This window comes from Micromonospora sp. IBHARD003, from assembly GCF_056106285.1.
On sequence record NZ_JBWBBX010000001.1, the window covers coordinates 6,673,029 to 6,692,153 of the forward strand.

10 protein-coding genes are annotated in these 19,125 nt (G+C 70.9%); 7 read left to right on the forward strand and 3 right to left on the reverse strand.

Features of this window, described 5'->3' with window-relative positions:
• Positions 1-4 precede the first annotated feature (4 nt).
• On the reverse strand, positions 5-4,936 hold the full coding sequence (locus ACTWOL_RS29335) for a ricin-type beta-trefoil lectin domain protein (RefSeq protein ID WP_474299838.1): 4,932 nt from the start codon (positions 4,934-4,936) through the stop codon (positions 5-7).
• A 613-nt stretch (positions 4,937-5,549) separates the two neighbouring features.
• The gene (locus ACTWOL_RS29340; RefSeq protein ID WP_474299839.1) at positions 5,550-7,283 is read right to left on the reverse strand and encodes a PucR family transcriptional regulator; all 1,734 of its coding nucleotides are present in this window, start codon (positions 7,281-7,283) and stop codon (positions 5,550-5,552) included.
• Between the two features lie 284 nt (positions 7,284-7,567).
• Between ACTWOL_RS29340 and ACTWOL_RS29345 the strand changes: the two genes are divergently transcribed.
• From ACTWOL_RS29345 to ACTWOL_RS29375, 7 genes are all read left to right on the forward strand, one after another.
• On the forward strand, positions 7,568-8,458 hold the full coding sequence (locus ACTWOL_RS29345; RefSeq protein ID WP_474299840.1) for an FAD binding domain-containing protein: 891 nt from the start codon (positions 7,568-7,570) through the stop codon (positions 8,456-8,458).
• A 2-nt stretch (positions 8,459-8,460) separates the two neighbouring features.
• Complete coding sequence (locus ACTWOL_RS29350) at positions 8,461-9,066, forward strand: (2Fe-2S)-binding protein (RefSeq protein ID WP_474299841.1); 606 nt, start codon at positions 8,461-8,463, stop codon at positions 9,064-9,066.
• 5 nt (positions 9,067-9,071) lie between these two features.
• Complete coding sequence (locus ACTWOL_RS29355; RefSeq protein WP_474299842.1) at positions 9,072-11,477, forward strand: xanthine dehydrogenase family protein molybdopterin-binding subunit; 2,406 nt, start codon at positions 9,072-9,074, stop codon at positions 11,475-11,477.
• 290 nt (positions 11,478-11,767) lie between these two features.
• Positions 11,768-13,231, forward strand: coding sequence for an NCS2 family permease (locus ACTWOL_RS29360; RefSeq protein ID WP_474299843.1), 1,464 nt, complete (start codon positions 11,768-11,770; stop codon positions 13,229-13,231).
• A gap of 47 nt (positions 13,232-13,278) precedes the next feature.
• The gene (locus ACTWOL_RS29365) at positions 13,279-14,430 is read left to right on the forward strand and encodes an XdhC family protein (RefSeq protein ID WP_474299844.1); all 1,152 of its coding nucleotides are present in this window, start codon (positions 13,279-13,281) and stop codon (positions 14,428-14,430) included.
• A gap of 83 nt (positions 14,431-14,513) precedes the next feature.
• Positions 14,514-16,880: an FHA domain-containing protein gene (locus ACTWOL_RS29370; protein ID WP_474299845.1), complete on the forward strand. Its 2,367-nt coding sequence runs from the start codon at positions 14,514-14,516 to the stop codon at positions 16,878-16,880.
• Positions 16,881-16,894: 14 nt separating this feature from the next.
• On the forward strand, positions 16,895-17,650 hold the full coding sequence (locus ACTWOL_RS29375) for a hypothetical protein (RefSeq protein WP_474299846.1): 756 nt from the start codon (positions 16,895-16,897) through the stop codon (positions 17,648-17,650).
• A gap of 6 nt (positions 17,651-17,656) precedes the next feature.
• Here the strand turns inward: ACTWOL_RS29375 and ACTWOL_RS29380 are convergent, their stop codons facing one another.
• The gene (locus ACTWOL_RS29380; protein WP_474299847.1) at positions 17,657-19,027 is read right to left on the reverse strand and encodes a streptophobe family protein; all 1,371 of its coding nucleotides are present in this window, start codon (positions 19,025-19,027) and stop codon (positions 17,657-17,659) included.
• Positions 19,028-19,125 lie beyond the last annotated feature (98 nt).

A 19,125-nucleotide genomic window follows, 5' to 3' on the forward strand; every position in this document is an offset into this window, starting at 1 on the left:
TCTCCTACTTCGGGTAACTGGTGAAGATGACGAAGTTGTCCGGGACGCCCGCAGTCTCGTCCCCGGCGTGCGCCTTTCCTCGCACTGCCTTGATCCTGATGATCACCTTGTTGCCGGCGTCCACCGGTGTCTGGGATCCCGCACGCCAGATCTTGCCGAGCGAGCCCTCGCCGCGCAGCTCCCACTCGATGGGGAAGAGGTCGTAGCGGGGATCGAAGATCTCCGACTTCGGCTTCTTGCGCTGTGCGGTGATCCACTTCGCGAGCTTCTCACCGTTCTTCGGGCTGCGCTGCAACCACTGCTGGAACGCGTCGTTGGTGCAGCGCATCGCGGTGGCCTTATCGGCCCAGACCGACACGACGCCGTCCTTGGCGATCTTTTCTTCCAGCCTCTGCCCGCTGATGTCCACGTGCTGCGTGATGGTGTGTGCACCCTCCCTGCCCTCGTCGGCCACGAGGTTCAGGCAGTTGTGGACGAGCACGTCTTCGGGCCGCTGACCCGACGTGCGCACGAAGAACGTGTGCAGGTCGTCGACCGTGAGGTCGTAGACCGTGCGCGGAGCCAGGCCCGAGCGGTCGCGGAGGGCGGTCACCGGGCGGACGGAGCCGTCCGGGGTGCGGAGGCGGTCACCGGCGCGCAGTTCGGAGACCAGTGTCCACCCACGGCCCACCACATAGAACTTGTGGCCGGCGGTGCTGGACAGTTTCCCTCCACCGGCGACGGTGATGTCCACCAGCCGCTCGGTGCCATGCCGGAAGGTGTCGGTGACCTTACGGGCCCGCAGCTTGCCGGATACCGGGTCAGTGGCCCTGACCAGGTCGCCCACTCCCACCTGGCTGATGGGCCGGTGCGAACCGTCCGCCATCAGCACCTGGGTGGCGCCGGGGAAGCTGTTCGTCCTGCAGGCGGTGAACGCGTCCTCGTAGATGTTCACCTGCTGCGAGATCTTGGCGAGGGTCGCGGGATCCAGGTCCAGGACCTTGAGGGCCTTGAACGCGTCGGCGACGCCGATGCCGGTCTTCATCGCGGCGTCCAGGGCGCGGATCCCTTCGAAGACCTTGGTGAACGCCTTGCCGGGGATGAAGTTGCTCAGGGCCCAGGCGCAGCCGCTGGCGCTGCCGTGGTAGCAGTCGATGAAGTCCTGGACCAGGACCGCCCTGATGATTTTGTAGGTGAGGGTCTGCTCGATCAGGTCCAGCTTGGAGAAGTAGTTGGTGACGTCCTTCTTCAGACCTGGGAATCGCTTGCTTTCGACGAGGAGCGTGTCCTCGGACGGGCAGCCGCCGGCGGTGGCCGTCGCCTCGGGGTTGGCGCAGAGGAAGAAGTCGACCACCGCGCTGAAGGTGACCGTGAAGGTGACCGTGCAGCCTTCGAACCCGATCTTGATCTCGCAGGGGTTGTGCTGCTTGGTGTCGGTGATCTCGATGGTGTCTTCGTTGACGACGTACCAGGTGCCGCCGACTCCGGTACCGGCACCGGTGGAGACCTGCTTGTTCGCGGCGTTGCGGGCCGCTTCGTCCACCGCCTTCTGGGCCTGCTGGGCGTACTTGAGTGCGTCCTTGGCGGCCTGTTCGGCTTCGGTGGCTGCGGCGTCGGCGCGGGTGGCGGCGGCGCGGGCGTCCTTGGCTGCCTGTTCGGCCGCGGCTGCGGCCTCGCGTGCTGCCTGGGCGTCGAGCGCGGCCTGGTCGGCCGAGGCACGGGCGTCCTTGGCGTAGCCCTCGGCGCGTCCGGCTGCCTGGTCGGCGGCGGCTGCGTCGGCTGTGGCCTGGCGGTCGTACTCGACGGTGCGGGCCAGGGACTGAGCGGCCTTCGAGGCGGCTGCCGCGGCGTCGGCCGCGTAGCCCAGGGCCTCCTTGGAGTAGGTGCGTGCCGTTGCGGCGTGTGCGGCGGCGTTGGCCGCGTACTGGTAGGCGATCTTCGCGTCGCCGGTGGCCTGGTCGGCGAGGTTCTTGGCCGCAGCGGCCTCGGCCTGCGCGTTCTTGGCGTGGGCGTCGGCGACGGCCTGCTGCTGGTCGGCGATCGACTTGGACGCCTGGCCGGTCAGCACGACCAGGCTCGCGGCCGCATCGGTCGTCACGTACGGGGAGCCGAGCTGGATCGCGTCGTTGGCGGGCTTGGCGACCTGGGCTGCGGCGTTGCCCGCGTCGACCGCGGCTTGCGCGGTGACATGGGCGAAGCCCGCGGCCTTCGCCGAAGCCACCAGCGCCTTGCCGGCCTCCTTGCTCGCCTCGTCCGCCTCGGACTTGGCGGTCTTGGCCAGCTTCTCCGCCTCTTCCGCCAATTCGACGGCCGTCTTCGCCTCCGAAGAGGCGTGCTCGGAGGCCTTGATGGCATCGGCCACCGCGCTGGTCGCGGTCTTCACCGCCGCGTCGGCGCGCAGCTTGGCGGCCTGGGCGGCGTCCGCGTTCGCACGGGAGCGCTTGGCAGCCGCCTCCGCGCGAGTGGCCGCGGCGTCCGCCTCGGCCGCCGCCTGCGACGCGGCATCCGCCGCCGACCGAGCCCGGCCGGCGGCCGCCTCGGCATCAGTGGCGTACGTGTCGGCCGCGTTGGCTGCCGCCCTGGACTCCTGTGCGCTGTCGTCGGACTCGTGCGCCTGGGCGAATGCCTCCTTGGCGTCGGCCTTGGCCCGGGCCGAGTCGGCCTTCTGCGCGGCGTCCCACGCGTCGTTGTTCAGGTCGCGGGCGTTGTCACGGGCCTTGACCGCGTCGTTCTTCCGCGCGACCGCCGTGGCTTCGGCGGCTTCCGCCTTCTCCTTGGCGTCCTGCGCGTTCGCGGCCTCGGCCTGCGCGGTCTGCTTGTGCTGGTTGGCCTCGGCCTGCTTGGCCGCGGCGGTCTCCTTCTCCGCCTTGGCCGTCTTCTCCTCGGCCTCCGCCGCAAGCCGCTTGGCGTGCGCGTCAGCCGCGGCCGCCTTCGCGTTGGCTTCCGCCTTCAGCGCGACCGCGAGCTTGGCCTCCGCCGTCTCCTTGTCCTTCTTGGCGTTGTCCCGGTGCAGCTTGGCCGCGTCCGCCGCCGCCTTCGCCTGCAACTCCGCCTTGTGCGCGGCCTCCTTACGGAACTCCGCGTTGACCTGCGCGGCCTGCGCCAGGGCGCGCTGCGCGATCGTGTCGCTGTCCCCGGCCGAGGCGCGGGTCGCCGCCTCGGCGGTCTCACCGGCCTTCACCATCGCCGTCAGCGCAGCCACCGCACCCTTGGTGACCTGCGCCTTCTGCTGACCCACGATCAGGCCACGGCCTCGCGGGGCGCCGTTCTTGTCGGCGATCGCATAGGCGGCCTGCTCCGCGGTATCCGACGCGGCGGCTGCCTTCTTCGCGGCCTCCAGCTGGGCCTTGAGCGTGGCGAGGTGCTTCTTCGCCGCCGCCTGGGTGTCGGTGACGCCCTTCTTCGCCTTGTCGAACTGCGCCTTCTCCGGGTACAGGGGGCTGTCGGTGCCCTTGTGGCCGGACGGCTTGATCAGGAACTTCTGCGCACTGGCGTCCTTGCAGTCCCACAGCCGCGCGTCCGTGCTCTTGGTGAAGGCACTCAGATCCAGGCACTTGCCCGTGGAGACACTCTTCAGCGGCGAGGTGGCACGCACATCGCCCTTCCACGACTGCCCCTTGGACTTGTAGCAGTCCGAGATCTGGATCTTCGTGCCGTTCGCCGACGCGTTCCCCGCCACATCAAGGCACTTGAGCGAGTTGACGTTGCGGAGGTGGAGGTCGCCCTCGCTGCCTTCCAGCGTCCACTGCTGGGCGGCGCCGCCGTTGCAGGTATAGATCTGGACCGCGGTGCCATTGGTCTTGCCACCGCCCTGGACGTCCAGGCAGTTGCCCTTCGCGCCGGGCACCTCGATCGTCACATAGCTGTCGCCGATCCAGCCCAGCCCGCCCGCGGACCAGTAGTCCTGCCAGCGGGTGTAGTAGTCCGCGAGCCACGACTGGCCGACGATCTGCCCCAGCGTGAATGTGCCGTCCTGCAGCGTCTTCGTGGCGGTGAGGCCGGCGTCGAGGATCTGCTGACGCTGGGTGGCCTGCGAGGCGATCTCCTGCTGCCACTCGGCGGACGCCTGCGCCACCTCCTTGCCGAGCACCCGGTTCGGGTCGATCGGGTCGTGCCACGCGCATGACCCGAAGCGTGCCTTCAGGTCCTCGACCGCGATGCGGAACTCCGCGGTGTCCGGGGCCGGGGCCGTACGGGGAAATCCACCCGCGGCGAGGAAGATACGGGCGTCATCGGTGAACACGCGGGGAACGAAGAACTGGTTGGGTTCGATCTTCCCGGAGTTCTTCTTCCACAGCGTCCACGCCTCCCGCTCCTTCGGCGTCCCTCCCGTGGTGTACAGCGGGTCGCCGATCGCGAGCGCGGCGGCTTTCGTCTTGTCGTCGGCGGTGGGCGACGGGTCGAAGAACGGGGAGAACACCTCGACGGGATTGAAGTACGACTGGTAGAGCCAGGGGAGCAGCCCGGTCTGGTCGAAGATCTTGCCCGCGTCCCGCGGTGCGTCGGGGTAGGACTCCAGGCCGCTGACGGCGCCGGACCACGCGGACCCCTGCTTGCCGACCTTGTCGACCCACTGGTCGGTGCTGCCTCTGTCCGCGTCGTTGGCCTGGTGCAGCGGGGTCTTGTCGTTGAAGATGTCCCGTTCGAGCTTCTTGTGGAGCTGATCGGGCGGCAGGGTGATGGCCTCCTGCGCGAGGGCGTACATGCTGGGTCCGCCCATGCGCAGGGCTTGGGCGGCCACACACTGATCTTCGCGCAGCTGTTCGGCTGCTTTGGTGTCGTAGCCGTCGTACGAGTCGCTCGCCGGGGCCATGCGCTGTCCGGCGATCCGGCTCAGGGCGTCGGGCTGGACGGCCAGCCCGCCGAGAACGGCGAGGGCGGCGACGGACGTGACGGCTGTGGTGAATGTGGTGGAAGTTCGTGATCTGGGGTTGAACAACCCCGGTCTGAGGCGCAAAGCAGCATCCTTCGTAGCGAACGAGTGCAGGCAGGGGTGACCGCCCGAAGAGGCGGTGGAGATGCGCGGGTCAGCCCGCCGTCCCGATACGGGACCAGGGGCAGCAGACAGCAGCGACCAGGGCTGCGCTCACAACGTTCGCCGTGTTCACGGCAAGCCGGCATCGCGGCATGACGAACCGTCCTTCCCCCGTGGCGGCGCCGATCCCCCCGGCCGCCTTATGACATGCGCGCATCACGACGGGATGGTCAAGATCCCTCGCGTGCGGCGCGCGGCCTCACCTTAGTCACAGGTCAACGCGGCGCGGCAAGGGGCGATTTCGGCGTCGGAAGCCCATGACGGGGCATCACTTGCAGCGGTCCGCTCGGCGCGGCACGCGCGAATGCCGTGGTCGTACCGGGGGTTACTTGTGAGGGGGGTGTAAAGAAGGGGTGCGCGAGTGATTGTTTTCCGCCCGCAAGTTGGCCGGAAGTCATCTGCGAGTCGATGGGCATCGTGGCGCTGTGACGGACTATGGGGCGCCGTCTTCGCCAGTCGGCGGTCGAGTGCCCGCAGGGGTCGGCGACGAGAGCAGCTGCGGTCGGCACCGGACGCGGCCGCCCCGCCCCGTGCCTCAGCTCATCCGCAGCGCCAGGAAGAAGTCCAGCTTGTCCTCCAGCCGGGACAGATCACGCCCCGTCAGCTGCTCGATCCTGCCGACCCGGTACCGCAGCGTGTTCACGTGCAGATGCAGCCGCGTCGCGCAGCGGGTCCAGGAACCGTCGCAGTCCAGGAACGCCTCCAGCGTGGGGATGAGCTCCGCCCGGTGGCGCTGGTCGTAGTCGCGCAGCGGGTCCAGGAGACGGGCCGTGAAGGCGCGGCGTACGTCGTCGGGGACGAAGGGGAGCAGCAGCACGTGCGAGGCCAGCTCGTGGTGTCCGGCTGCGCAGACCCGGCCCGGGCGGGCGGCGGCGACGCGGCGGGCGTGGCGTGCCTCTTCCAGGGCGCCGCGCAGACCTTCGGCCGAATGGACGGCGGCGCTGACGCCCAGGGTGAGCCGGCCGTCGCCGTCGAGCCCGGCGGACAGGGGCTTGCGTACGGCGGCGAGCAGCGCGTCGGCATGCAGCCCCGCGCTGCTGGTGCCGACGTCGGCCGCCGGGCCTTCGACGAGATCGTCGGGTGTCCCGGAATCGGTGGACGGCGCTGTCGCGGCAACCGCCGGCAGTGGCACCAGCGCAATGGCCTCGTCCCCCGTGTGGGCGACAGCGATGCGGTCCGCGGACTCCGGGCCCGTCGTCGCCGGGTCGACCAGGATCTCCTCGAGCAGTGACTGGGCCACTGGACCCGCCTCGACGGGGGCACCCCCCTTCTCGTCCCAGTCCACCCGCGCGACCACGACCTGCCAGTGCGGGGCGGTGCCGAGGCCGGGCAGCAGCACGGGCGCGGCGACCCGCAGCCGGGCGGCGATCTCGGCGGGCGCGGCGCCGGCCTGGACCAGCTCCAGCACCTCCTGGGCGAGCCGGCGGCGCACCGTGCGTGCGGCCTCGCGCCGGTCCCGCTCCACCGCGATCAGCTGGGTGACGCCCTGCAGCAGGTCGAGCCGGGCGGCGGGCCAGTCCGACGCGTCGGCCTCGACGGCGAGCAGCCAGTCGGACAGCACGGTCTCGCGGACGTCGTGCGACGCGGGAGCCGCACCCCGTCCCGTGTTGCGGATCGGGAAGAGCGCGTACGCGGATCCGCCGACGGTCGCCCGGTGCGGGGCGCGGCGGCCGGTACGGGTCGCGGCCAGGTGCTCCCCGGCGAGAACGGTGCTCACGCCGGACGGCAGCGGATCACCGGCGCCGGCGATCTGCCGGCCGGTGGGGGACAGGACCCAGGCGCGAAGGTCCAGGTCGGAACCCAGCAGGTCGAGCACCACCTCGGGGCCGCCGCCCGCAGGGCCCGAGGTCATCATCCGGCGGTGCCGGTCCACGACGGCGGCCAGGTCCCCGGCCCGCTCGCCCGAGACCTGCCGCACCACATGCTCGGTGATCGTTGCGAAGGCAACGGATTCATGGACCGCGAAGAGGGGCATCTTGTGCTGCCGGCACGCCTCGACCAGATCCTCGGGGACGGCCCCGAGCTCCGCCTCCCCGGCAGCGAGACCCGAGACCCCGGCAGTTGCGAGAATGCGTACAAAAGGTTCGGAATCCTCGGGTGAGCGGCGCCATGCGAGCCCGGTGAGGACCAGCTCCCCGCCCGAGAGATAGCGGCTCGGGTCCCGGAGGTCGGTCGTCATCACTCCACGGACGCCGCGGTCCAGCTCGTCGTCGCCGCCGAGCAGCCGCAGTCCCAGCGCATCGGTTTCCAGCAGTGCGCGCAGCCGCATCTCGTCGCCGCCGATCTGTCTCGTTGTTGCCGTTGGAGTGAGCCGAGGAGGGTGCCCGGGATTTCCGGAGGAAAGCCGAGAGGTAAAGGGAACCCGCCTTTCGTTCGAATCTACAAGACGAGGGTGGCGACCAGCCAACTCCTTCATGGTTTCGGTGACTGCACCCGCCGGGCCGGTGCTTGTGTACTGGGGCCACACCGCGTTAACAGGACTTGAACACTCAGTCCAGGGCCGGCCGTCCCCAGCCCCTGTGAACGACCGAATCACGTAGAAGAGAGCCACTCATGGACTTCCTTCGCCCCGCCAGCTGGGAGGAGGCGCTCGCCGCCAAGGCCGAGCACCCCATGGCCGTGCCGATCGCGGGTGGTACGGACGTCATGGTCGAGATCAACTTCGACCACCGGCGCCCGGAGTACCTGATGGACCTGAACCGCATCGCCGAGCTCTCCGAGTGGGAAGTGGGCGAGGAGAGCGTCCGTCTCGGTGCCTCCGTCCCTTACGCACGGATCATGGACCACCTCCGGGCCGAGCTGCCGGGTCTGGCGCTCGCCTCGCACACCGTCGCATCCCCGCAGATTCGCAATCGCGGAGCTGTCGGGGGCAACCTCGGCACCGCCTCTCCGGCCGGCGACGCCCACCCTGCCCTGCTGGCCGCGGGCGCCGAGGTCGAGGTGGCGTCGGTGCGCGGCACCCGGCGGATCCCGATCGACGCGTTCTACACCGGAGTGAAGCGCAACGCGCTCGCCCCGGACGAGCTCATCAGGGCGATCCACATCAAGAAGGCCGACGGCCCCCAGCAGTACTCCAAGGTCGGCACCCGCAACGCGATGGTGATCGCCGTGTGCGCCTTCGGTATCGCCCTGCACCCCGGGACCCGCACCGTGCGCACCGGCATCGGCTCCGCCGCGCCCACCCCGGTGCGCGCCAAGGCCGCCGAGGAGTTCCTGAACGCCGCGCTGGAAGAGGGCGGCTTCTGGGACAACGGCAAGATCATCACCCCCTCGATCGCCAAGCAGTTCGCCGAGCTCGCCTCGGCCGCGTGCAACCCGATCGACGACGTCCGCGGCACCGCCACCTACCGCCGCCACGCGGTCGGCATCATGGCCCGCCGCACTCTCGGCTGGACCTGGGAGCAGTACCGCGGCACCGGCCGCACGCTGGAAGGAGCTGCCTGATCATGCGCGTCAATTTCACGGTCAATGGCCGCCCACAGGAAGCCGACGACGTCTGGGAGGGCGAGAGCCTCCTCTATGTGCTGCGGGAGCGCCTCGGTCTCCCCGGTTCCAAGAACGCCTGTGAGCAGGGCGAATGCGGCTCCTGTACGGTCCGTCTCGACGGCGTGCCGGTCTGTGCCTGCCTGGTGGCCGCCGGCCAGGTCGAGGGCCGCGACGTCGTCACCGTCGAGGGCCTCGCGGACTTCGCCCGGCAGCGTGCCACCTCCTGCGCCACGGGCACCTGCGGTGACGCGGATACGTCCGAAGGCACGGGCACGTCCCTCCAGGACGCCCGGCACTGGACCGCCTCGGGGACCGACTCGCAGACCGGCGAGGGCGTGGAACTCGCCCCGATCCAGCAGGCGTTCATCGACGCCGGCGCCGTGCAGTGCGGCTTCTGCACCCCGGGCCTGCTGGTCGCCGCCGACGAACTGCTGGAGCGCAACGACTCCCCGTCCGACGGGGACATCCGCGAGGCATTGTCCGGCAACCTCTGCCGCTGCACCGGTTACGAGAAGATCCTCGACGCGGTCCGTCTCGCGGCCGCGCGTCAGGGAGAGGCGGTCTGAGCCCCATGGCGCTGAATCCACGAGTCGCCGACGGCCCGGCCGGGGCTCCCGCCAAGGTCACCCAGGGTTCCCCGACCAAGGGCGGCATCGGCGAGTCCACGCTGCGCCCCGACGGCACCCTCAAGGTCACGGGCGAGTTCGCGTACTCCTCGGACATGTGGCACGAGGACATGCTGTGGGGCCAGATCCTGCGCTCCACCGTCGCCCACGCGGAAATCGTCTCCATCGACATCTCCGAGGCGCTCGCCCAGGCCGGCGTCTACGCCGTACTCACCTACGACGACCTGCCGACCGAGGTGAAGAACTACGGTCTGGAGATCCAGGACACCCCGGTCCTCGCCAACGGTGTGGTCCGCCACCACGGCGAGCCGGTCGCCCTGGTCGCCGCCGACCACCCGGAGACGGCCCGCCGCGCCGCCGCGAAGATCAAGGTCGAGTACCGGGAGCTGCCCGTCGTCACCGACGAGGCCTCCGCGACCGCGCCCGACGCGCCGGTGCTGCACCCGAACCGCACCGACCACCACGCGGGCCATGTCGCGCACCCCAACATCGTCCACCGGCAGCCGATCGTCCGCGGCGATGCCGCCGAGGCCGCCGGGCGGGCGGATGTGATCGTCCGGGGCGAGTACGTCTTCGGCATGCAGGACCAGGCATTCCTCGGCCCCGAGTCCGGTCTCGCCGTGCCCGCCGAGGACGGCGGCGTCGATCTGTACGTCGCCACCCAGTGGCTGCACTCGGACCTCCGCCAGATCGCGCCCGTACTCGGCCTGCCCGAGGACAAGGTCCGGATGACGCTCGCCGGCGTCGGCGGCGCCTTCGGCGGCCGTGAGGACCTGTCGATGCAGATCCACGCCTGTCTGCTGGCGCTGCGCACCGGCAAGCCGGTCAAGATCGTCTACAACCGGTTCGAGTCCTTCTTCGGCCATGTCCACCGCCACCCGGCGAAGCTGTACTACGAGCACGGCGCCACCAGGGACGGCAAGCTCACGCACATGAAGTGCCGGATCGTCCTGGACGGCGGCGCCTACGCCTCGGCTTCCCCGGCGGTCGTCGGCAACGCCTCGTCCCTCTCCGTCGGCCCGTACGTCGTCGACGACGTCGACATCGAGGCGATCGCGCTCTACACCAACAACCCGCCCTGCGGCGCCATGCGCGGTTTCGGCGCGGTCCAGGCGTGCTTCGCCTACGAGGCCCAGATGGACAAGGTCGCGGCCGAACTGGGCATGGACCCGGTGGAGTTCCGGCAGATCAACGCCATGAAGCAGGGCACGCTCCTGCCGACAGGGCAGCGGGTCGACTCCCCGGCACCGGTCGCCGAACTGCTGCGCCGCGTCAAGGCCATGCCGCTGCCGCCCGAGCAGCAGTGGGTGACCACCGAGGGCGCCGACGTCCGCGCGCTGCCCGGCGGGCTGTCCAACACCACGCACGGCGAGGGCGTCGTCCGCGGGATCGGCTACGCCGTCGGCATCAAGAACGTCGGTTTCTCCGAGGGCTTCGACGACTACTCCACCGCCAGGGTGCGCATGGAGGTCGTGGGTGGAGCGACCGTCGCGACCGTGCACACCGCGATGGCGGAGGTCGGTCAGGGCGGTGTCACCGTCCACGCCCAGATCGCCCGCACCGAACTGGGCGTCACCCAGGTGACCATCCACCCCGCCGACACCCGGGTCGGCTCCGCCGGATCCACCTCCGCCTCCCGCCAGACCTATGTCACCGGCGGCGCGGTGAAGAACTCCTGTGAGGCCGTACGCGAGAAGGTCCTGGAGATCGGGCGCCGCAAGTTCGGCTCGTACCACCCCGCTTGGGCCACCGCCGAGCTGCTGCTCGAAGGCGGCAAGGTCGTCACCGACGGCGGCGAGGTGCTCGCCGATCTGGTGGACGTGCTGGAGGACGAGGCCGTGGAGGCGGACCTCGAATGGCGGCACCGCCCCACCGAGGCCTTCGACCTGCGCACCGGACAGGGCAACGGCCATGTCCAGTACTCCTTCGCCGCCCATCGCGCGGTCGTCGAGGTGGACACCGAGCTCGGTCTGGTCAAGGTCGTCGAACTGGCCTGTGCCCAGGACGTCGGCAAGGCGCTGAACCCGCTGTCCGTCGTCGGCCAGATCCAGGGCGGCACCACCCAGGGCCTGGGCATGGCGGTGATGGAGGAGATCATCGTCGACCCGAAGACCGCGAAGGTGCGCAACCCCTCCTTCACGGACTATCTGATCCCGACCATCCTCGACACGCCGACCATCCCCGTCGATGTGCTCGAACTCGCCGATGAGCACGCCCCGTACGGGCTGCGCGGCATCGGCGAGGCTCCGACCCTGTCGTCCACCCCGGCCGTCCTCGCGGCGATCCGGAACGCGACCGGACTCGAGCTGAACAGGACACCGGTGCGTCCCGAGCATCTGACCGGTACCTGACCCCATCCGCTCTCCGGACGGTGCGTGCCCACCCGGGAACGTCGCACTCCCCTGTGCGCGCACCGTCCGGAGCGCCCCGCACCGCAACCGCCCGCGGTCGGGGAACCCGCGTCCCATCGCGGCAACCGGTAACACGCAACACCCCTCAGGTCCGGACAGGACCTCGTTCGTCTCGGGCCGTCCCCCGGGTCGTGCAGCCAACGGAATATCCCAAATCCCGCAGGCCGTCAGGCCGTCGAGACCTCCACACGGTCTGCGGGTGCCCCTGTGAACCTTGGGAGTAGGCAAACATGACCCAGTCGTCAGTGAAGTCCAGGACCACGGCGGAGGACGCGGGCCACGGCTCTCGTGTCCCGGCCGGGCGGTCCTGGCTCGACCGGTACTTTCACATCTCCGAACGAGGATCGACGGTCGCGCGCGAGGTGCGCGGCGGCATCACCACCTTCATGGCGATGGCGTACATCCTCCTGCTCAACCCGCTGATCCTGAACGGCGAGGACGCCGCCGGAAACGTCCTCGGCCAGCCGGGTCTCATCACCGCGACCGCGTTCGCCGCCGCCGCGACCACCCTGCTGATGGGCTTCATCGGCAAGGTCCCGCTCGCCCTCGCGGCCGGTCTGAGCGTCTCCGGCGTCATCGCCTCGCAGGTCGTGCCCCAAATGACCTGGCCGCAGGCCATGGCCATGTGCGTGGTGTACGGCGTGGTGATCTGCCTGCTGGTGGTCACCGGTCTGCGCGAGCTGGTCATGAACGCCATCCCGCTGCCCCTGAAGCACGGCATCACCATGGGCATCGGACTGTTCATCGCCCTGATCGGACTCGTCAAGGCCGGCTTCGTCGGCAAGGGCGCGGAGTTCGGCCCGCCCGTCACCCTCGGCACCGGCGGAGAGCTCGCGGGCTGGCCCGTCCTGATCTTCTGCGTCACCCTGCTGCTGATCTTCATGCTCCAGGCCCGTGGTGTACCCGGGGCGATCCTGATCGGCATCGTCGTCGGCACCGTGGTCGCCGTCGTCGTCCACAACACGGCCGGTCTGGACGCCAAGGCCTGGAACATGGCTCCGCCCGAGCTGCACGGCGGCGCGGTCTCCATGCCCGACTTCTCGCTCTTCGGGCAGGTCGACTTCGGCGGCTGGGGCGACGTCGGCGCGATGACCGTCGGTTTCATCGTCTTCACCCTGGTGCTGGCCGGGTTCTTCGACGCCATGGCCACGATCATCGGTGTCGGCACCGAGGCCGAGCTCGCCGACGAGCGGGGCCGGATGCCCGGTCTGTCCAAGGCGCTGTTCATCGACGGCGCCGGCGGCGCGATCGGCGGTGTCGCCGGCGGCTCGGGCCAGACGGTGTTCGTCGAGTCCGCGACGGGTGTCGGCGAGGGGGCCAGGACCGGTCTCGCCTCGGTCGTCACCGGCCTGTTCTTCGCCGCCTGTCTGTTCTTCACCCCGCTCACGGCGATCGTGCCGCCCCAGGTCGCCTCCGCGGCCCTGGTCGTCATCGGCGCCATGATGATGCAGAACGCCCGGCACGTGGACTGGAGCGACCGCTCGGTCGCCATCCCGGTCTTCCTCACGGTGGTGCTGATGCCGTTCACGTACAGCATCACGCCGGGCGTCGCCGCCGGTGTCATCTCCTACGCCGCCATCAAGGCCGCCCAGGGCAGGGCCCGTGAGGTGGGCGCCTTCATGTGGGGACTGGCCGCGATCTTCGTGGTGTTCTTCGCCCTCCATCCCATCGAGGGCTGGCTCGGGGTCCGCTGACCCCGCCGTGCCGTCAACGCCGTTCGCAGACCCGCAAGGAGACCGACATGCTGGACATCGCCGAAGAGCTGCACCGGTGGGTCGGGCGGGGACGTGACTTCGCCGTGGCCACGGTGGTCGCGGTCGGCGGCAGCGCACCCCGCCGGCCCGGTGCCGCGCTCGCCGTCGACAGCGAGGGCACGGCCATCGGTTCGGTCTCCGGCGGATGTGTGGAGGGCGCGGTCTACGAGCTGTGCCGGCAGGCGCTCGAGGACGGCGAGACCGTCCTCGAGCGCTTCGGCTACAGCGACGAGGACGCCTTCGCCGTGGGCCTGACCTGCGGCGGGATCATCGACATCCTGGTGACCCCGGTACGCGCGGGCGACGCTGCCCGCGAGGTCCTCGCGCATGCGCTGGCCGCGACCGCCCGGGGGGAGACGGCGGCCCTCGCCCGGATCACCTCGGGACCGGCCGATCTGCTGGGCCGCGCCCTGGTGGTCCGTGCGGACGGCTCGTACGAGGGCACCCTGGGCGGCCATCCGGAGCTGGACCGCACCGCGGCCGGCGAGGCCCGCGCCCTGCTGGAAGCGGGCCGTACCGGCACCGCCGTCATCGGCGCGGACGGCTCGCGCTGCGGGCACCCGCTGACCTTGCTCGTCGAGTCCAGCGTGCCGCCGCCCCGCATGATCGTCTTCGGTGCCATCGACTTCGCGTCCGCGCTGGTGAGGGCGGGGAAGTTCCTGGGCTACCACGTGACGGTGTGCGACGCCCGCCCCGTCTTCGCGACCCGGCAGCGCTTCCCCGAGGCGGACGAGATCGTCGTGGCATGGCCGCACCGCTATCTGGAATCGACGGACGTCGACGGCCGCACCGCGCTGTGCGTCCTCACCCATGACGCCAAGTTCGACGTGCCGCTGCTGGAACGGGCGCTGAGGCTGCCCGTCGCGTACGTCGGCGCGATGGGTTCGCGCCGCACCCACGAGGACCGCAACCGACGGCTGCGCGAAGCCGGGGTCGGCGAGGCGGCACTGGCCCGGCTGCGCTCGCCGATCGGCCTCGACCTCGGAGCCCGTACGCCCGAGGAGACCGCCCTGTCGATCGCGGCGGAGATCGTCGCCGACCGGCGTGGCGGCAGCGGGGTCTCGCTGACCGGCGCGCACACCCCGATCCACCACGACACACCGCGCACCCCCATCGGTGTCATCGGATCCGTCGCCTGAACGGCGGTACCCATAGCGGGGACTCCCTGGTAGGGCCTTGCGCCGCCGGGCGGACAAACAGGGCAAAAGCTAAAATCGAGGGCATGGCTGAGCGGCCCGCAGCGCCGACCGCGCCCGAGCTGGTCATCGAAACCGACGGGGGCTCCACGCTCATGAGCCCGGACCGGGTGTACCACGTCGGGAGGGATCCTCAGAGCGAGATCGTCATCGACGACGCCCGGGTGTCCTGGCACCACGCCGTCCTGCGGACCGAGTCCGACCACTGGACGCTGGAGGACGAGAACAGCACCAACGGCACCTACACCGAAGGCCGGCGCATCCAGGAATGGGGCGTGGGCCCCGGCAGCGTCATACGGTTCGGCAACCCGCAGGACGGCCCCCGGGCCGTCCTCGTGGACAGGGCGGCGCCCGAACCGCGGCCGCCTTCTCCTCCGTCCGCCGCGAACCGGCACTCCGCCGTCGCCATCACCGCCGCCACCGGCACCTTCCGGCAGCCGACGACCGTGCGCCCGCTGCCCACCCGCACCGTCAGGATCGGCCGCGCGCCCGACAGCGACCTCGTCATCGACGACCTCATCGTCTCGCGCCGGCACGCCGAACTGCGCGCCCTGCCCGGCGGCGGCTTCGAGATCGTCGACCTCGGCAGCCACAACGGCACCTACCTCAACGGCCAGCGCGTCACCCGCGCCCCCGTCTCCGCCCTGGACATCGTCGGGATCGGCCACTCCTCCTTCTGCCTCGTCGGCGACGAGCTGCAGGAGTTCGTCGACTCCGGCGAAGTCTCCCTGGACGTCCAGGACCTCGCCGTCTCCGTGGACGAGGGCAGGAAGGTCCTGCTCGACCACGTCTCCTTCCCCGTCGGCGAGAAGTGCCTGCTCGGCGTCGTGGGGCCGAGCGGCGCCGGAAAGTCCACGCTCCTCAACGCACTCACCGGGCTGCGGCCCGCCAATCACGGCACCGTGCTCTACGACGGCCGCGACCTCTACCGCGACTACGCCGAGTTGCGCCGGCGCATCGGGCTCGTTCCCCAGGACGACATCCTGCACCTCCAGCTCACCGTGCGCCGCGCCCTCTCCTACGCCGCCGAACTGCGTTTTCCCGAGGACACGGCCGAGACCGAACGCGAAGCCAGGGTCGACGAGGTCATCCATGAACTCGGCCTGGAACAGCGCGCGGACCAGCCCATCCACACCCTCTCGGGCGGACAGCGCAAGCGGGTCAGCGTCGCCCTCGAGCTGCTGACGAAGCCGTCGCTGCTGTTCCTCGACGAACCGACGTCCGGGCTCGACCCCGGCATGGACCGTTCGGTCATGCATATGCTGCGCGGCCTCGCCGACGACGGCCGTACGGTCATCGTCGTCACGCACAGCGTGCTCAGCCTGGATGTGTGCGACAAGCTGCTGGTGCTCGCGCCCGGCGGCAGGATCGCCTTCTTCGGGACCCCCGAGGACGCCCTGCCGTTCTTCGGCTTCGAGGACTGGCCGGTCGCCTTCGAGGCGTTCGAGAACGACCGCACCCGTGACTGGGCGGGTCAGTACCGCGCCTCCCCGTACTTCCACCAGTACATCGCCACCGGTGCCCAGCCGCGCTCCGACCAGGACCGGCAGTCCGTCGACGTGGCGCCACCGCCCAAGTCGCAGAGCTGGTTCGCCCAACTGAGCACCCTGATACGGCGCTACGCGTCCGTGCTCAGCGCCGACCGCACCTTCCTGATCATCATGATCGCGCTGCCGTTCGGCATGGGCGCGATGGCCCGGGGCCTGGCCGGCAGCAAGTTCACCCAGGAGACCGCGCTGGACGCCCTGCTCGTGCTGTGCGTCGGCGGAGTCCTCACCGGTGCGGCGAACGCGGTCCGCGAGCTCGTCAAGGAACGGACCATCTACCAGCGGGAGCGCGCGGTCGGGCTGTCGAGATCCGCGTACCTCATGTCCAAGGTGGTCGTCCTGGGCGTGATCACGGTCGCCCAGGCCGTGGTGCTCACCCTGGTCGGTCTCCTCGGCGTCGATCTCAGCACCCCCAAGGGCCTCGGCGTCATGCTGCCCCCGCTCATCGAGATCACCCTGGCCGTGGCGCTGCTGTCGTTCACCTCGATGATGATGGGCCTGGTGATCTCCGCGCTCGTGCCCAAGGAGGAGGTCACCATGCCGCTGCTGGTCCTCCTCACCATGGTCCAGATCGTCTTCTGCGGCGCGCTGCTGAAGCTGAGCGGTGTGCTGGGCATGGAGCAACTGGCCTGGCTGGTCCCGGCCCGGTGGGCCTTCGCCGCCATGGCGGACACCGTGGACATCGCCCGCATCGTGCCGGGACCCGACACCGCCGACCCCCTGTTCGAACACTCCACCGGCCTGTGGCTGCAGAACATGGCCGTGATGGTGGTGTACTGCGTCTTCCTCTGGTTCGTCGTCGCGCGGCTGCTGCGACGCCACGAGCCCGAGGTCATGCGGAAGTAGCCGGCGGTGCCGACGTGACCGAATTCGCCGCCGTCCCCGGCTTCCGGCCCACGCATGTCGTCCCCGGTGACGGACTGTCCACCTGGGAGAGCCCCGACGCCGCCCGGCCCAGCGCACCGCTCGATCCCTTCCTGCCGGTGGAGCTCCTCGACCGGCGCGGCGACTGGGGCCATGTGCTGTGCGCCAACGGCTGGTCCGCCTGGGTGGACGGACGGCTGCTCGTCCCGGTGCCGCAGGCCCCGCCGCCCGCCGGACAGCCGACCGCGCGCACGGCGGACCCCCGGCCGCTGATCACCCGTGCCGGGGAGATGCTGGCCCGCTACCGGCGCGCGGTGGAGGACCTGGCCGAGCACCGCGTCGACGGGGAGACCTTCCGCCGGGACACCCAGGGCATGCGGGTGGGCATGGTCGTGGACGGGGAGGCGATGTGGCTGTACGAGGCGGAGCACGAGCGCTGGGTGTACTGCGACGGCGACCAGCTGGCCGTCTTCGCGACGGGAGACTCCGCGTCCGGTGCCGGCGCCCCCGGCCGCTCCGAGGAGGGGACGGGCTCCGATTCCCGACCGGACACCGGCAACGGGGCGGCCGGCCCACCGGCGCCCCCGGCCGGTCCTTCCACCAGGATCGTCAGCCGGGACGGCACGCTCCCGGGCACGGCGGGCCCCGCCGGGAACTCGGGTGCCGCGGAAAGCCGCAGCGTCTCGGGTGGCTCGGGTGGCTCGGGTGGCTCGGGTGACTCGGGCGGCGGCGGCCGCGGCGGCGACGGCTGAACCCGATCAGGGCGCCGCGGCCCCGCCGTCCCCGCCCCGCCCCTGGTCCTCGGGTCCAGGGCCGTGCGGCCCGGCCTCGCGGCCGGCCGGCACCTCGCCGCGGCGGCGCACCGGAGCCGCGAGGGCCGAACCGATGAACCCGGCGGCCAGCCCCCAGACCAGCCCCAGCCCCACGGCACCCCACCAGTGAGGCTGCAGCGACACCTCCCCGCCCAGGCCGCCGATGTCGCCGATTCCGATGATCGAGAGCCCGTAACGAGCGGTGACACGGACGAGCAGACAGACCACCAGCACGGTCAGGGCCAGCGCGACACCCATATGGACGGCGTGCTCCCAGGGACGGAACCGCGCCGGCGACCGCGCGGCCGACAGAAAGGCGGCGGCGATCACCAGCACCACGGCGATCACCAGCAGCCACCATGCCCGGCCGTCGCGTTCGGACAGAGTGGACAGGTTCAGCGTCGATCCCTCCGGCGTACGCAGCACCTCGTCCAGCAGGCCGGGCACCGGCAGCCCGAACGGCCCCTTCACCGTGCCGTCCCACGACGCCCCCAGCCCGAGGGTGAGCGCCAGCCAGGCCAGGTTCGGCAGCGCGAGGAGGATCACGGCGAACGTGCGGCCGGCGTGTCCCTGTGTCGCGGCGACGACCAGCCCGGCGCAGAGACCGACGACGACATAGGTGAGCAGCAGCGCCACCATCGCGAACGCGGCCGGACGCACGGACTCCTGGAAGCGCACCAGCCGGGCGGGCAGCGGGGCACGCCGTGACACGATCAGTGCCACCGCGATCACCCCGATCAGCCACAGCAGACCGAACACCAGGGTGGGCCCGATGTGTGCGGTGAAGCCCACCTCGGGTGTCGCGTCGAGAACGTCCCCGATATCGCTGAGCAGCGAGTCCTCGCCGAGCCCGATCTCGAAGGTCTGCCGTGCCAGAGCGGTGAGGCCGGCGAGGCCCAGCAGCCAGAAGAGCGCGAGCCGGCCGAAGCGCAGGAGCAGCTCGCCCGTACCCGCGACGGCCCGGTGCCGCAGCGGCCGCAGGAACAGCCAGGCCGTCACCAGGGCGCCCGCGAGGCTGACGGAGAGCGGCAGGACGGTGAGTTCCGCCTGGGACTCGGCGATCACCCCGGCGTCCCCGGCGAGGCCCACGGAGCCGCCCGCCGCCATCACGGTGACGGCGGCGACGACACGCGGCATGGAGTTCTCGGGGAGACCGGTGCCGCCCGCCGCCCACAGCCCGAGAGCAGCGACGACGATCATGGAGACGAGGCCCCCCACGGCCGCGGCCAGCGCGTCGGCCCAGTCCCGGGCGCCGCGTGCGACACCGCCCCGGGAGGCCGATCCCCGCTGGTTCACGCTGCCGGGGTGCTCGCTCACGCTGCCACGTTAAGCAGCGCGGACCGGGTGCGCGCGCCGGGCGGGGCTGATCGCGCGCAGTGGCGGGAACGCCGTGTGTTCCCTGGTCCGGGACCGTC